We start from the raw sequence: 16,434 nt of genomic DNA, 5'->3' as shown, positions 1-16,434 counted from the left end.
TAGCGTTGTTTTAAAAATTTCGGATTGCCGGATTCAACAGAGCTTATCAATCCCGCTCCATCCGCCTCACGAGAGAATCAGGGTTTCGGGCGCAATAGATGATTTTTGCTTATGCCTGCGCTGTTATCACCGTTATCAAGTAAAATCCTTTCCTTGAATTTGTAACTAATAGTTTGTTCCCTCTGGTGTCCGCAGTTCTTCCGATTCAGCAAGGAGTTGGAAATCAAGAGGGCGCTCGGTAGGGAGTTGGAAACCGAGACAGCGATCGCTATCTGCTCCCGTGGGATGCACGGCACACACTATAAAAGGATTGCGAAATTGAGCTGAGAGTGAGCTCATCTGATCTTTTCAAGAGCAACGCTGCAAAGTAGAAGTGAAGCTTACAAAGTACGATCTGTGCGATCTGCGGGATGACTTATGCCTTTGAAGCAATAAGACCTCATGGAAAAGTCGCAGGAGGGATGGCAAAAGTACGTTAGAGTCGGGAAAAGAGTTTATGACGATGTAAAAAAGTATCAGACACCAATGAGATCGCCGGTCGAGAAACGTAGTTACCGGAGTACAGGTTGGCGGGCGATGGTTTGCTCATACCACCGGCGAAACAGTAGAGCAGGTTTATCCGTAGGGACATGGCATTCTTCAGTCATCACTGGAACTGCACCCAATTGAGATTCAATAACTACTCGGTCTTCTAACGCAGGTTTAATGAATTCTTGGGCTGCAAATTGCTGAGTTTGAGCATCCATTCCTTCTGCCATTTGAAGAATCATTGTGCATTGGGTTTGATGCTCATTGATCGGCACAGCAAAGAAATGTTGTCGCTTTACAGGGAAGCCCATATCATCAAACTTAACTACGACTAAATTGGGTTGAAACCACTCTAAAGAGAAGGTAGACGGTACACTCCCATAGGGTGTAAACACTTCAATGCGATCATCAGCATCTTCAACTTTAAGGTTGAAAATAGCACCTGCCTCCAGAGCCTGTTGGGCTATTTGACCAAAGGATTCACGATGCACAAAGGGCAGATGAACAAAATCTAAGTTAGCCTCAACCACTCTTGTCCAGTGAGTATTCCAGACCTCTTGGTGAATGTAATAGGCCGTTTCCGGTAATTTCAAACTGTCAGGGATTTTTGGGGCAGTAGGTTCCCCTTCCCCTGTAAAAATCCAAACACAGCCGGCAATGACTTGACAGGGAAAACTGCTGACAGCCAAACCAGACAAATTAATCTTGTTAGCATCGTTAAAAGGAACCTGAACACAAGCTCCATCACCATTAAATTGCCAACCATGATAAGGGCATTCGAGACAACCATTTGCAGTTACACGTCCTAAAGAAAGGGCTGCACTGCGATGGGAGCAGCGATCGCGTAATGCTCGAATCTCACCTCCTTGTGAGCGAAACAACACCAGGTTTTCCCCTGCCAACGTGACAGATATCGGGTTCTGACCCACTTCGCTAACAGGCAATACAGGAGTCCAAAAATTTGGCAGCATTTCAAACATAGTCAGTCTTTTCCTTAAAAATGTAATTGTTTAGCTACCTAAATTTAGGTAGGTTTGACTTCAAAAAAATTAAGGCTTCAATGCCCCTTCCAACAGTAATGTGATTAAGTCTGCTACTAATGCTTCATCTGTTTTGCTTCCATATCGCTTAACGGTGTAAAGGGCTTCAATCGCAGACAGAAATGTGCCTCCAATCAGCCCTGGATCAGACTGCAAAGCAGGATGCAACTGGTCTCGGTGCTCAACAAATAACGCCTCCAAGGGGGCGAAGATGCAGTGATACATGGCTACTTCAAGCCGAGCCGAGCTTTCAGGTGATAACTCTGGCAAGTCTGTTAAAATCATCCGACTTCCATTTAAAGGTGGTTGCTGAATCAGCCAAGTACCAATTTGCTGTAAACGCCCTTCCAATTCTGGCGGAGCCTCTGCTAGCAATTGCTTTAAGCGAACACGTCGTCGTTCCAGATGACGCAATATGACCTCCACATAAAGTTCCTCCTTTCCTTGTGGAAAGTGATAGTACAGGGAGGCTTGTTTCATCCCAAGATGATCAGCTATATGCTTGAGCGTCACTGCTGTATATCCGCGAGCCATAAATAACTGCTCGGCAGTGTCAAGCACAACTTCTCTAGACGAGGATTGGTTACTTTTTTTAACCATATACCTACCTTAAATTAGGTAGATTTTGTTGTCAAGAGCATTTTTATGAAAGCTTGGCAGTAGATAACTTCTTTAACCAAGTGGCAATCTATTGTTGAGGGGTTATTTGTAGCAAATATTTAGCTAACCCATATTACAAGTTACAAAGGCTTTCGATCGGAGGCTCATCTTATAAACCACCCTTTAGAAGACCAGCGCCGAAAGTTATACAGGGCAAGACCGAAAAAATGCCCAATTTTTCCGAAAGATTGTCTATTGCAACTGGGTTTTATCTCCTTTAGACTCATTATTATGTTTAGCAAAGACGATTCGTTATCTAGAAACTTCCTAATTACTAACACTGGCAAAGGAGCGGTACACAGTAGCCGTGTGAGCTGGAAACTCTCAGGCACGGCTCCGAATAGGAGGTGAGTAGAAGTGATTCTGCTATCGACCTTACCAGACCAAAAGGGGTATTGCAAAAATTAAGTAATGATTTATAGCAATGGTATTTGAGATATTACTCAAGTTCATAAGGTTGTTAGCACGACTACCGTTATCCAGGCAAAAAAGCCTTTGACCTCCGGTTCATCCAGCCAAAGTTTTTTGGAAGCAACCATTCTCTATAAATTATTTAGCGGAAAATTATTCTCCACATTGGCAGCAATGGTTTAGCCTCCCTGGTTGATAGTTTAGCTTCCCTGGTTGCCGGAATACCACGGATACTCTGAATATGGTGCGATGATGACGGCACAATTTTTGGAACTTTTTTAGACCATTCACTATGCATAATTACTACCTTTCAATACTGCTTGGGCTAACTACTACTGTCGCAGTAGGCGCACCTCTATCTGCTCAAGCAGCAACCTTCAACTTCGACCAATTGCAAAATATTTCATCACGACCCATTGACTCTGAGTACAGTCTTAACCTTTTGGGAGAGCCTTCCGAGAATCAGGGATTTACAGCTTTCTTCAATCTAGATCCCTCTGCCCCAGACTTTGGTCATACAGATATCAGCTTGAATTCGAGAGGCGATGGTGCTCCTTATTATAATACTGGTCGGCAGGGAAGTCCTGAAGTTCCTCCAAGCGGTGCTACCAGAACATCAAGCGTGAGTGAAATTGCTGGCTTCCCTACGTTGAACAGCTTCCTGACAAATAATGGAATTTCATTCAGTAGTCTTGGCTTCGGCTTTGGTCAAAGAAGTGATCGTGACTTTACCGCAACCTGGAATTTGGGTGATGACATTCTCGGTCAGGATTGGTTCGCTAGTCCGGATTCAACCATTGAGGAAAGAATTTATGCAGCGAATCCCGATGATGTTGAAATATTCCTCACGTTTAGCACAACTAAAATAGTTAGTTTTGGGTATTCCGATATTTACGCAGTTCTCGATTACGGTGCTACAACATCACTTTCTGATGATATTGATGCTGCTTTTACTGACCCAGTTACGGCAACAAAGGTGGCTGGGCTAGATCCATTTGCAGATGCTTTGGCTAACGCTCTCTTACAAGATATTTCTACGGCTGGTGGCGCAGCCCAGATCGTCGTTGAGGACACCGCAGTTGAGGAAGGTACTTTTACTATCGGAAACGGGTTCGGTATATTAAATTTTCAATTCGTGGGTTCTCTTCGAGCGGTACCCTCTGCAACAGTACCCGAACCTACTTCAGCATTGGGGATACTGATGCTTGGAGCTTTGGGTGCAGTTTCTCACTTGAAAAAACAGAAGAACAAGCGGGGGGCGTAAACTTATACCAATTGGGGTAAAACTAGGGTTGAATGGCACTGACTTAAGCAGCGATCGCAGTAAACCCAAACGTGGTAAAAAAGTCTCCTAGGCGGTGAGTTTGAGTAACTCACCGCCTAGGAGATGGAATTATTCAGTATACTCAGCGTACCAATTGGACTCTAAGTTATTTGGCACGGTAATTGGTTACGAATTTTCAAAGGCTTGAAGCTTCTAATTTTCAACAGGTTCAATTGGTACACCTGGAGCTGAGAGCTTAGCGTAACTTTCTGTTCGGATGATACTCAAACCCCCTCAAAGGACTTCCTTTCACCATTACCTAGTCGCCATTAACTAGGGCACACTGATTGCAAGCTTGCCAACTACGTGCCCTTGTTCGCTGATTGAATGAGCCTTGGCTACTTCTGATAGAGGATAAGTTTGCTCGATAACCGACCGAATCTTATCGACTTCAATCAGTTCCTTTAGGTAAGCCAAATCCTTGCCACTGGGTTTGACCATGATGAGTTTTGCCTTTTTACCTGGCATAACAGAAGTAAGGAAACTTTGCACAAAGCTTTCGGCGGTGGGCAAAGTGGTGAGGTAAATCCCATTAGGTTTCAAAATTCTTTTGCATTGAGAAAAGGATTGATTGGCTACTGTATTGAAAACGATGTCGTACTTAGCCTTATCCTGCGTGAAGTCTTGTATTTTATAATTGATGATGCGGTCAGCTCCCAGCGATTTTACCAATTCGATATTCTTGGTACTGCATACAGCCGTCACTTCAGCTGAGAGTGCCTTAGCAATTTGAACGGCAAAGCTACCCACTCCACCTGAACTACCGTTTATTAGGACATTATATCCCTGCTGAATTTTGCCCCCATCTCGTAATGCTTGCAGAGCAGTTAGGGCGGCTAGAGGCACAGCCGCCGCTTGAGTATGGGTCATGTTGCTAGGTTTGAGACAAGCTGCCTGTTCAGAAACTACTGCATACTCAGCGTAAGCTCCGCCAGGAAAAGAATCGAGGTATGCGTAGATTTGCTCTCCAGGTTGGAATTGCGTAACAGAGTTACCTACTGCTACCACTTCTCCTGAAATGTCAAACCCCAAGATCATCGGGAATTTACTACCCGTAAATAACTTGAGCAAACCTTTTCGGATTTTCCAATCTATAGGATTGACGCTGGTGGCATAAATTTTGACTAGCAGTTGGTTGGTTTTGGGGATAGGCTTTTCAACCGAAGTGTATTGGAGGACACAAGCAGATCCATACCCATTACTTATGACAGCTTTCATAGAATTTCTGATTATATTTGTTATCATCTGGATTGGTTCGATAAAGGCTTTAATCAAAAGTTGGATTCGGACTGGCTAACCAACTTAACAAAGCTTATCTTCATCTAAGTTCTAGTGTTTTTCGTATCAAAGTTCAATCATAAGTTTATGAACTCCACAACCCATTTTCCAGAGCTAATCTTTCGTCAAAATGGGATATTTTTTGGCTTCTGCTTATCCAGATCAAGTACATTCCATTTGGCAGTACTCATGTGGCTTCGGGACGGGAGCATCCCAATTTTGCAAGCTGACTTTTCACGGGATAGGGTAGTTTGAACATCGCTGTCACCAGGGGCAAAGTAGCCGAACTGTAGTTGTAGCGACCAGAATTTCTCCATTACTATACAAAGGCGTTTCTCCGTAGGCGATAGCTTTGCCGTAGGCTATGCTTGGCTAGCTTGACCACTGAAAACACTGAAGTTGCCAGCCATTGCCCTCTACTGCAAGAGCTGCCACATACTCAGGGTCAGGAGTTAGCTCTCGAAACGACCAACGGGAAGCTTCTTGTGGCTCTCCTAGAGTACCCAATAATGCTGCTGGCTCTCCCGGTGTCAAGGAAACCTCAAATTGGTTTAGAGGGAGCGAAAAACGTCGCCCCATTGCCTTGATGTATGCTTCTTTGCGAGTCCAACAATTAAAAAATGCTGCTTGCTTTTGGCTTTGAGGGAGCGTACACAATACAGCATACTCTCGATCCGAAAAGAAGCGTTGTGCGATCTGCTCGGTGTCAGAAATGGGGCGGATGTGTTCGAGGTCGATGCCAATCTCGCGATCGCACGTAACCGCATACAAACAGAAACGGTCGGCTTTTACCTGCCCGTTAACAGAGAGCGTTTGTGCTAGCTGCTGAACAAGCAATGTGGGTTGGTTGGGAGAAGCACGCCAGACATAGACTTCATCTTTGGATAGTACAAAGTTAGCGGATGGAGAGAACCACAACATATTAAAAGTCTTCATAGGCTCATCTGCTGCATTAGCTCTTGACCTACAGTCTGTAACAGGAGGGTTCGGGCATCTTGCAGGAAGAAGTGGTCGCCGTTAAACATTTGCAGTGTGAAAGACTTACAAGTCTGGTGACGCCAAGCTAAGAGATCTTCCTGGCTAACCGTACTATCCTGCAAGCCACCGAAGGCAGAGATAGGACAGTCGAGTGAAGCCTCAGTTGTGTAAATATATGTTTCAAAAATTGCAAAGTCTGTTCGCAGAAGCGGCAGAAAAAGCTTTATCAGCTCAGTATTGTGCAGCAATACCTCCGGTAGACCATTGTAACGACTACATAGTTCTGCAACAAAGGCGGCTTCAGGCAATTGATGGATGGGTTCTAAATCGGGTAGTTGGGGAGCAGGGCGGCTAGAAACAAACAAGTGAACGGGTTCGGGAGCGCCCTGTCTGCGGAGTTGACGGGCTAGTTCAAAGCTAATCAAGGCACCCATACTATGACCGAAGAATGCAAACGGTATGTTCAGAGAGGGTCGGAGGGCTGATGCCAACGTCTCAACGAGGGGCAACAGTTGGGTAAATGGTTGTTCCCCCAGTCGGTTTTCCCTACCAGGAAGCTGAACAGGGCAGACCTCGATATCTGCTGGCAAGTCATCCGTCCATGTGCGAAATGTCGAGGCACCACCCCCCGCATAGGGGAAGCAGAATAGACGTAGGTGAGCCTGAGGATTGGGCTTGGGGCAAGCAAGCCAGGGAGAAAAGATTAATGTGGACATGAGAGAAAATCGCTGTCTGTCAATGACCAAATCTACGAGTAGAGGATAGAAATTCTGGGTTGCGGTTCAAAACTAGACTGTGAGAATCATTAAACTATTATTCTATTGAAACCGTCGTAAATTTCGATGTTGTAACCCAATACGTAGTAATAACATTGCATAAAGTGGAATGCACAAGCTGAATAAGTGGCGACCGCCAAAAGTTTCCATCATTATGGAAGATAAGATAGGTCCAGCAGCACAACCGAAGCTGTATGTAGTAGTAAATAAGGCAGTTCCAGAGGGCAATTCCTCCTCAGAAAGTTGCTCTCCAATTAAAGACAGACACAGGGGATAAATTGGACCAATACTGGCTCCAGCCAAGAAGGAAACGAACAGGACAATCTCGTATGTCTCTACCCAAATCAGTCCCAAGCTAGCCAACAATCCAATACACACGCTAATGAAAAGTATTCTGACCTTCCCGGAGCGGTCTGCTAGTTGAGTAACGGGAACAGTACTAAGTATACTTCCAACTACGAATACAGAGAAGGTATAACCCATTTGTTGCACACTGTAGTTCTGGCGTAGTAGGAACACGGGATATAAAGTGATTAAGGTAGCCTCAGCAAAGCCATAGGAAAATACCCCAAAAATAGGCAATGTAAGCTTATTTAAAATCTTTGAAGATGAAGTAGGCGACGGTGTAGAAACAATAAGTTTTCTGGGCAGGTCGCGCCAAGCAAAAGCTAGTCCACACAAAAGCACTCCGCCTCCCACAATAAATGCAAGTTGTGGAGAAATTGCGTAAATCCGGGAACCGATGACTGGACCAATAACAAATCCCATGCCAAGAGCGAGAAAATATATCCCACTAACGCTTGCTCGGTTGCTTTCATGAGAAAAATTATTCAATGCTGTTTGCCCACTGACCAGGAAACAACAGACCCCGAAGCCCATTACTATGCGAATGACAAACCAGAACGGTAATTGCGCGGTCATTGGAAACAGAGGAGCGCTAAAACTTGTAAGCAACAAACCAAACATCATGATGCGGTGAATTCCAGTTTGGCGTAATAGTTTCTCCACCAATGGCGTACTAAGGGCGATGGTCAGAAAATAGACCGTGGAATTTGCTCCTATCCATACCTCATCAATCTGCCGTTGCTCCATGAATGTTGATATTAGAGGATTAAAAATTCCTAAGGATGCGCCAGCCGAAAAAGAGATGATGTATAAGGCAAGTAACCGAGTGGAGAACAGAGAACCCGTTTTTGTAGAAGAAGATTGCTGCATTGTTTTTTTCAATTTGTAACCTATATATTCAAAAGTTATGAGTTATAGCAACCGCCAGGGCGGTTAGGACACTAGGTGCAGGACATACTCCATCGCATCGCGGAGACACTCAAACTGGTCAAGTTGCTTGGCTTACCGACTTTTGAGCTAGGACCAGCATCGCTCAATCTTGTTGAGGTCTAGTGAATAAGTAGGTTAGTACAGCAATGAGAGAGCCTGCGTCCTGAATCAGTTGCTCAATTCGTCCGCCTTTATGAAACGTGGCATTATCCATGACCACTACTTACCCCGATCGCAGCCGAGGAATCAAGCAGGTTTCCAACCAAATCTCGAATACGCTTCGGTTGCAAAAACCTTCGACTGTAAAAGGAGCCACCAGTTGCTGGTTACACAGTGCTGCAATCATATTGACTCGTAGACAGTTGCCGTCCTGACTTGAACGCATGAAACCCTTATCCTCTCTCCTTCCAGCCATAGCTTAAGTCTTGGGTGAGATACCTGCTTTGCCGATGACTTAAGCTAAAGTAAATTAACCGTAGGGCGTTGGCAGCTTAAGCGATCAGTTTGGGCTTTTGTCGTCTGCCATTACTGTTTATTCTTGAAAGGATCTAACATGTTCTTCGAGCCGTAAAAAAACATGTCCTGTTTGCCAAATACCTTCAAGCATTCTCCTGTGATGCTGTTCGATTGGGGTGAAGCAAGGAACAAAACCACCTCAGCAATTTGTTCCACCGGAATAGATTCCTGTCGGTAAGCTTTGGGAGTCAGATCGGTGTTTACAAAGGCAGGACATACCGCATTAACCTGAATGTTTTGCTGTTTCAGTTCCTCGGCTAGGGATTTAGTTAAACCCGATATCGCATGCTTTGAAGCAGCATAGGCACTAAATAAGGGATAGCCAATCAAGGAGGAATCTGAACCCAAATTGACGATCTTTCCTTGTCCGCGTTGACTGAGATGAGGAATAACGCTGCGGCAGCAATAATAGGTGCCAAAAAGATTCACCTCAACAATATGCCGCCACTGTGCAGGGTCGGAATTAGCTAATGCTGCAAATCCTGTAATTCCAGCATTGTTGACCAGAATATCAAGACCTCCAAATTGGCTGACTACGCTTTCTACCATGCCCTTGACCCGATCCAGGTCACTGATGTCAGTAGGAATAGCTATTGTTTCTCCGCCTATTTCCCGAATTTGTGCCGTAGTTTCTTCGAGTTGAGCGGAAGAACGCGCCACTACTGCAACGTGAGCTCCCTGTTCAGCCAGCTTGAGCGCTATCGCCCGACCAATACCCCGTCCGCCGCCTGTAACAATGGCGACTTTACCAGCTAGCGGAAGATTGCGAAGGGCATTAGGATAAGTCTCGCGTCGAGGTGGGTGACCGTTACTCATGCTAATCAGGCTGATTGATGATGGAGTATTGGCCTCGAAGATAGCCGCCAGCATCTCCTGCATCAGCTCTAAGTAGCGCTCGCCCAGCTTGCGGATAGTTGCAGGAAGATGGAAATTGCGTGAGTATTCAATTTCTAACTGTAAGGTTCCATCAATGATGGAAAAGAAGAACTCTAACAGAGTTGTGCGTTTCTGTTCGGGAGGGGATAATCGACGATCACGGTCTGCCTCTATAAACTCGAACAATTTAGAAGATGGAACAGTACGGTTACCTAGGTAATTGGCTCTTATCGGCGTTAGATTGTTATCGGGATAAATGTAACCCGGCAATTGGTCGGCTATCCAATCAAACGTGATACCATTCATCGGCAGCGCGTCAAAGGCTTCCGCAATTTGCTTGACGGTTTGCTTCCACTGTTCATCGTGCCTTACCTTTATCCCAACAGGGAAATTGACAGCGAAATTACCGACGCTTTCCATAAACGTTTGGTTGTTGCCCAGGTTCCGACCGTGGCTGCGATGGCTGAGTACTACTCTATGCCGTTCGCTCCACTCGCCCATCAGTCGGTATAGGGGTGCCAGTAAAAGCGCGTACAAGTTACACCCGTAGTGCTGTTTGGCTCGACGTAACAGCGTGTCGCTATCGCTTCTTTTGAGAGTAAATTGTTCGCTGGCGGCAGAAGCCTCCACGTTAGCTCCCTTTTCATGATCACAGGGAACCTGAAAGGTATAGTCCTGAGAGGGAAACTGAGATTTCCAATAATCAACATGGCTGGTCAAGGCTCCCCGTTTTTCTTCTTCCAGAAGCAGGCGCACGTAGTCTGTATAAGAAGGTTTAGGAAGCTTACCTTCTGGGCTCTCGCTTGGGTTACAAAAAATCTGGTTATAGACCAACCAGAATTGATTGAAAACCGCAGTGTAACTCAGCAAATCGCCGATTATATGATGCCCGATTATGGCAATGTCGTAGCATGATTCATGAACCTTGACAACAATTACCTTCAGCAAGGGCCACTCGTCGATTCTGATTTGTTGACCGATTTGCTCGATCAGGTTGCGGATTTCGCGATCGCGTTGTTCAGCTTCCAGATGACTACCGTCGTAGACTTCTGTAGTTAGCGGTTTTTCTGGACGGATTAATTGTTGACACCATTGTCCATCGCGTAGGACAAATACGGTACGCAGGGCAGAATGGCTCTCCACTACTAGGTTAAGCGCCTTGTTGAAAGCATCCGTATCCAAGGGTTGGAGGTAACGAAAACGCGTGTACCCAGTCCATTGATACGGAGGCTCAAAGTATTTCATCAGCCAGCGTTGAGCAGGCCCTAAAGGCAGGTATTCATCAGATCCATCAATCTCGCGCTTGTCCGGTGTCGAGTGCCCATCACTCAATAGATCTTGGAGAGCTTTGCGATCGAGCTTACCATTATGGGTCTTGGGTAGGCTTGGTAACCATTCCAAGCGGTGGGGAATCATGTAATTCGGCAATCGGTGAGCAAGGTGTTCCTTGATTTGTTTATTGTCTACCTGACGACCCGCTAACCAAGCTACCAACCTTTTCTGCCCGTTACCATAATCTACAGCCAAAACAGCCGCTTCGTGAACTGTTGGGTGGCTATTGAGCACACTCTCTATTTCTCCCAGTTCGATACGGAAACCCCGTATCTTGACTTGGTGGTCGATGCGTCCATGGTATTCAAAACTTCCGTCTGGTAATTCCTTGGCTAAATCCCCAGTTCGGTATAAGTGTTCTCCTGGAATGTGGGGGAAGGGATTGGCGCGAAATGCCTCTGATGTGCGTTGTGGATCTTTGAGGTAACCCTTAGCTAGTTGTACGCCTCCAATCCAAAGTTCTCCCAATTGTCCTGGTGCCATCGGCTGCATTTGTTCGTCCAGGATGACGATATAGACATTGTCAATGGGTTTGCCGATAGGAATACAGTTCTCTCCCTGCTCACCAGGACGTTGACGAATGATATGGGCGGTTACATCTATGGACGCTTCGGTGGGGCCGTACAGATTAGCAAGCCCAACCTTCATGCCGTACTTGTCAATCCAACGTTGAATGAAAGGTCCGGGTAAAGCCTCACCACTAAAGATTAACCAGCGAAGGTCGGGGAAAGTCCACGATTCGGCTTCCAATGCACTGAGAAATTCTCCAAACAAGGAAGGGACAAAATGGGCAATGTTGATCTGGGTGTCCTTCATCCACTGTGCAAACCGCCAGGGATTTTTCACTGTTTCCGTTTCTATAGGACAAACCGTGGCTCCCACCATCAACGGCCAGAATAGTTCCCATACCGATATGTCAAAACAGCAAGACGTTTTCTGGGCTATGCGATCGCCGGAACGGAGTTGGAAGGCATCCTGCATCCACTGTAAGCGGTTCATGTAGCCTCGGTGATTGAGCATGACCCCTTTAGGACGACCCGTGGAGCCAGAGGTGTATAACACTGTCATCAGATCGTCTGGGGTATTGACCCAGATTGGCTCCCTATCCGACCAACTTGACCAAGTGTTTCTATCTACTTGCGTCAATGTTTGACCATTATCAAAGTATTCCCCCTCGTCCAAGAACATCAGAGTATGCAACGGTAACTGCCGAGTCAGGGATTCTGCTAATTTGGAGGTCAACGAGTGCTCACTCAGCAAAATCCCGATTTCGGCATGTTCGAGCATGTATCGAATTCGTTCTGCCGGATAGGAGGGATCTAAGGGAACGTAAGCTCCCCCAGCCTTAAGGATACCGAGAATTGCTACCAACATTAGGGATCCGCGTCGCATCATGATGCCCACGAGGTCACCAGCCCCCACTCCCTGACTCCTCAAATAATTGGCAACCTGGTTGGAAAGACGGTGCAACTCTTGGTAGCTGAGTTGAGTCGTCTCATCAAGAACAGCCACGGCGTCAGGGGTGCGTCGGGCTTGCTCTACAATCTGTAGATAAGGAATTTCTAGAAACTTTTTGTCTTCAGCAACGGGTTGGCTTTCTAAAGCCGGAAGCGACTGTTTTTTGCTAAGTACACAGACCATTTCCCGTAGCGTTCTACAGTTCATTAAGGTCTCGCGATCTACTTCTTTGAGAAGACTTTGGAGTCGGGTAACTAGACGGATATGACTCAGAGAATCTATGCCCAAGTCTGCTTCCAAATCTCTGTCCATATCAGCGGGAGTAATGCGCTCATGGCAGATTTCCTCAGTTATCTGTCGGATTTGGGACTCAATGAACCTATCCTCTCTTGACTCTTGGAATGATTGGGTAGCTTGTTGGGGCTGAATTTTCAGCGAGGCTAATTTCTCTATCTGTGCAATAAACTGTCTACATAAGGCATCTACGAAGGACTCTGTGAAGAAACTGCTATCATAATTAGTGTTTAAGTACAAACAATCATTAAATATTTCCACCAAGGTGTCTAAACTGCCAATATTGGTTACAGTAGCGGCCCGATAATCGAGTACCCTCACAAAACCATACTGGGCTTCAAGATGGGTTTGACCAATATTGGAAAGGAACAGATTAGATTTCACACCAGCTCTGATTAAGCTAGCAGTAGTGTTAGGAATTTTTCCATCGTCCAACATGACCTTTTCTTGGAGTGAAGTACCCATCCGGCGGGTTTGAGCGCTGTCGTAATTGGCAACTAATGCGGCTAGGATTTCGCGGTGAACTTCATGCAGTAGCGTTTCCCAGTCTTCACCAGAGCTTGGAGAATTGAAACTAAGCGCTACGTTCTGAGCAAAACAGCCAACAGCATCGGAGACATCCACGCCAGGATAGATACGACCACTGGTTGGAATATTAAGGATAACGGAGCTAGGTAATTCTCCAAACTTTTCAATAGCCCGTAGATACGCTCCTACTAGCAGAGAAGTCAGAGGTAATCGCCAATCGCGGGTGCAGGCAATCAAATGGGTTGTGACATCGCGACCTAATCGATAGCGTAAGGAACGGGTATTGGAATGAGTCGCAGTGATGGTATCTTCTTTCGGATTCCAGAAGAATTTGTCCTTGCCCTGCTTGCTTAAATAGTTTTGCAGTGACTGCTCCGCCTGCGGTTCCTGCCAACTATTAATTGCCTGGACAAATTTAAGGTAATCTTTCACTGGAGTTAGTGGAGGCAAATTAGGCTCAGTGTTACTGAGTTTCGCACCATAAATCTCCATGAATTCGCGTAACACTATTTGATTGCTCAAACCATCAGATATTAAGTGATGGTTAGTAAAAAAGAGTTCATAGACTGAATCTTCAAGACGAAATACGAAAAATCGATGCAAAGGCCATTGCTCTAGTGACCATTTGGCATTGATGCATCGGTTTACTTCCTCTGTTATGATCTGCTCTTGAGTATCGCGATCGCAATGCCTTAAATCGGTTATGGAAATCTCTGGGGGAGTTGGATTGGCGAGTACGACCAGTCGGTAATCCCTAAAACTGGTTGCACCTGTAGGTATAGAAAAGTGTGCCCTTAGCATCGGGTGACGTAAAATCAGGTCTTTCCAACTCTGCTGGACAACGTCAGGAGCAAAAGGCCCATTCAAACGTAACGTAGAACACAAACTACAGGAAGATACAGCCCAGTGAGCTGCAAGGAAGATATTTTGGGCATGGAGAATTTCAACTTCCGCTTCCACTTGGCTAGATATCTTCTCAGGCTGCGGTGACAATTTGCTTAAGGAGACTGTCACTTCTTTGGCTTGGGGAATTAACCAGTTTTCAACTGTTTGAGCAACTTCTCCCACAGTCTGCAATTGCATCAAATTTTGCAACGGCACTGCTTGCATAAATCTTGCTTGCTGTTCCTCTGGAATTAGTTGCATCAGACCGTTCAGGAGTTCCACCATTTTGATCGAGTCGAAGCCTAAGTCACCCTCCAAGAACATATCTCGTTCTAAGTCTTCCACTCCATGTCCCGTGATCTTGGCAACCACTGCAAAGATCTGCTGTTCCAGGCTACTAACTGATTTCCAATTGTCTCTCCGCTTTTGTTCCAGTTGGGTGGACGTTCCTTCAGATTGTTGCAATGAACTAGTTGGGGACGTTTTAAATTCTTGTTTTTGGGGAAGTAACCAATTTTCAACGGCTCGAACCACCTCTCCTACAGTCTGCAACTGCATCAAAGTTTGCAAAGGCACTGCTTGCATAAATTCTGCTTGCTGTTCCTCTGGAATCAGTTGCATCAGAGCGTTGAGCAGTTCCACCATCTTAATGGAGTCGAAGCCCAGGTCAGCCTCTAGGAACATATCTCGCTCTAAATCTTCCACTCCATGTCCCGTGATTTTGGCAACCACTGCAAAAATCTGCCATTCCAAGCTTTTCGGATTCATTCTGCCTCCCTAAATCATTCAAAATTGCTGAGCATTAGCTACAATCGCTTGCAGTTAGGCACATTCAGATAGCGAGGGTTCCCCTTTGAAACCGACGTTCGCCCGTAACCCTAAAAACACCATCTTCACGCCATCACTAGGTACGAGGTTTAAACCACTGAGAACGGGTCGCACGGGTCGGTTCCCAGCCAGTCTTAGCTGATAGCGTGATAGGGTTGTTACCAATACCAGCTTGATTGCAAACTCAGCAAACGCGGCTCCAATACAGCGACGACTACCGCCACCAAAGGGCAGATACTCGTAATAAGAGAATTGCTTTTCTAGAAACCGCTCAGGCTTAAACTGCTGAGGCTCTGGGTATAAATCCTCGCGTCGGTGAAGGAGATAAATTGAGGGCATCAATACTGTACCTGGTGGCAACTCATATCCCATGAACTCAGCCGGTGATACCACAACCCGTGGTTGAGCCTGTATCTCAACTGGACTGATCCGCAAAATTTCTTTGCAAACCGCACTTAGATAGGGCAGTCGGACAATGCTTAACGGATCTGGTGATGGGCCGAGGGAATCGAGTTCTTGGAGCAGCTTTTCAGCGACATCAGGCAGATGATGAACCCAGTACAACGACCAAGCCATTGCCGATGCAAGGCCATCTTTGCCACCAAACACCAGCGTAATTAACTCATCGCGTAATTCTTCATCGGTCATTGGCTCACCTGCTTCATCACGAGCAGACATGAGTAAATTGAGGATGTCGGTACGCTCCGGGTCATATTGCTGGCGACGTTCCTGAATTTCAGCGTATAGGAGTTCGTCAATTTGCCGTATCAGGTAACAAACATATCCCCACGGACTCCATCGACCTAAATCCTTTCTCAAGAAGGGTAAAAAGAACAGGCTAGAAGCTAAGGGATACTTAGCAAATTCAAGCACTGAACTAATGAGTTGATCGAGCTTTTGTAAACGCTCTCCTTTACTGATGCCAAACACGCTGTTTAGGATGACTTGCCCTGAGATATTTTCTGTAGCAGAACGAGCTGAAAAAGCCTCCCCAGGAGTTAACTGGCTAAACACTTGCTCAGTAATGTTACAGATTAGTTCCCCATAGGCTTTCAGGCGCGATCCATGAAATGAAGGCATAATTAGCTGGCGATGACGACGGTGACTATCGCCAGTGAGTACGATCAGCGAGTTTTCCCCTAAAATCGGCTTAAAAAGCTGGTTACCAGGATTATCAAACTGCTTTGACTCACCGTTTAATATCTGTTGAATTGCCTCTGGATTACTAACATAAATTATTGGTTTCGATTTTGAGCCGAGCCGTGCTGTGAAGATATCACCATAGCGTTGATCTGCACCCTCCATATATCCGAGTGTGTCAATCATCCACAGTAGTAACTGTAGTAAGGGGTGAGTCTTAGGACCATCAGGTAATTTCATCATCTTACGCTTAAGGAATGGTTAGAAGGTTGAAGTTAAGCTGTGAAGCATTCAGTTTTTCCGAGCC

At 45.8% G+C, this 16,434-nt stretch carries 10 protein-coding genes and 1 pseudogene; 1 reads left to right on the top strand and 10 read right to left on the bottom strand.

Features of this window, described 5'->3' with window-relative positions; genetic code table 11:
• Positions 1–165: 165 nt before the first annotated feature.
• From NDI42_RS20820 to NDI42_RS20810, 3 genes are all read right to left on the bottom strand, one after another.
• Positions 166–339 (bottom strand): hypothetical protein, encoded by a 174-nt coding sequence (locus tag NDI42_RS20820; RefSeq protein ID WP_190450745.1) that lies wholly within the window; start codon positions 337–339, stop codon positions 166–168.
• Between the two features lie 212 nt (positions 340–551).
• Positions 552–1,508, bottom strand: a complete 957-nt coding sequence (locus NDI42_RS20815) for an aromatic ring-hydroxylating oxygenase subunit alpha (RefSeq protein ID WP_190450742.1) — start codon at positions 1,506–1,508, stop codon at positions 552–554.
• A 69-nt stretch (positions 1,509–1,577) separates the two neighbouring features.
• On the bottom strand, positions 1,578–2,168 hold the full coding sequence (locus tag NDI42_RS20810) for a TetR/AcrR family transcriptional regulator (RefSeq protein WP_190450740.1): 591 nt from the start codon (positions 2,166–2,168) through the stop codon (positions 1,578–1,580).
• 763 nt (positions 2,169–2,931) lie between these two features.
• On the opposite strand from NDI42_RS20810, the gene NDI42_RS20805 reads away from it, so the two are divergent.
• Positions 2,932–3,903, top strand: a complete 972-nt coding sequence (locus NDI42_RS20805) for a PEP-CTERM sorting domain-containing protein (protein ID WP_190450739.1) — start codon at positions 2,932–2,934, stop codon at positions 3,901–3,903.
• Positions 3,904–4,236: 333 nt separating this feature from the next.
• Here the strand turns inward: NDI42_RS20805 and NDI42_RS20800 are convergent, their stop codons facing one another.
• From NDI42_RS20800 to NDI42_RS20770, 7 genes and pseudogenes are all read right to left on the bottom strand, one after another.
• Positions 4,237–5,181, bottom strand: a complete 945-nt coding sequence (locus NDI42_RS20800) for an NAD(P)-dependent alcohol dehydrogenase (protein WP_190450737.1) — start codon at positions 5,179–5,181, stop codon at positions 4,237–4,239.
• Between the two features lie 432 nt (positions 5,182–5,613).
• On the bottom strand, positions 5,614–6,177 hold the full coding sequence (locus tag NDI42_RS20795) for a 4'-phosphopantetheinyl transferase family protein (RefSeq protein WP_190450735.1): 564 nt from the start codon (positions 6,175–6,177) through the stop codon (positions 5,614–5,616).
• Positions 6,174–6,935: a thioesterase II family protein gene (locus tag NDI42_RS20790; protein WP_190450733.1), complete on the bottom strand. Its 762-nt coding sequence runs from the start codon at positions 6,933–6,935 to the stop codon at positions 6,174–6,176. The genes NDI42_RS20795 and NDI42_RS20790 overlap by 4 nt, the downstream gene beginning before the upstream one ends.
• A gap of 102 nt (positions 6,936–7,037) precedes the next feature.
• On the bottom strand, positions 7,038–8,210 hold the full coding sequence (locus NDI42_RS20785; RefSeq protein ID WP_199310909.1) for an MFS transporter: 1,173 nt from the start codon (positions 8,208–8,210) through the stop codon (positions 7,038–7,040).
• Positions 8,211–8,273: 63 nt separating this feature from the next.
• A pseudogene (locus NDI42_RS20780) lies at positions 8,274–8,625 on the bottom strand (transposase); the annotation flags it as partial.
• A 170-nt stretch (positions 8,626–8,795) separates the two neighbouring features.
• Entirely contained in the window at positions 8,796–14,927 is a 6,132-nt protein-coding gene (locus NDI42_RS20775) for a non-ribosomal peptide synthetase (protein ID WP_190450731.1), read from the bottom strand.
• Positions 14,928–14,981: 54 nt separating this feature from the next.
• Complete coding sequence (locus NDI42_RS20770; RefSeq protein ID WP_348231465.1) at positions 14,982–16,370, bottom strand: cytochrome P450; 1,389 nt, start codon at positions 16,368–16,370, stop codon at positions 14,982–14,984.
• Between the last annotated feature and the right edge of the window lie 64 nt (positions 16,371–16,434).

It is taken from the genome of Funiculus sociatus GB2-C1, assembly GCF_039962115.1.
GTDB lineage: Bacteria > Cyanobacteriota > Cyanobacteriia > Cyanobacteriales > FACHB-T130 > Funiculus > Funiculus sociatus.
The sequence above is the reverse complement of the archived record's forward strand: the minus strand, read 5'-3'. Positions and strand labels throughout refer to the sequence as shown.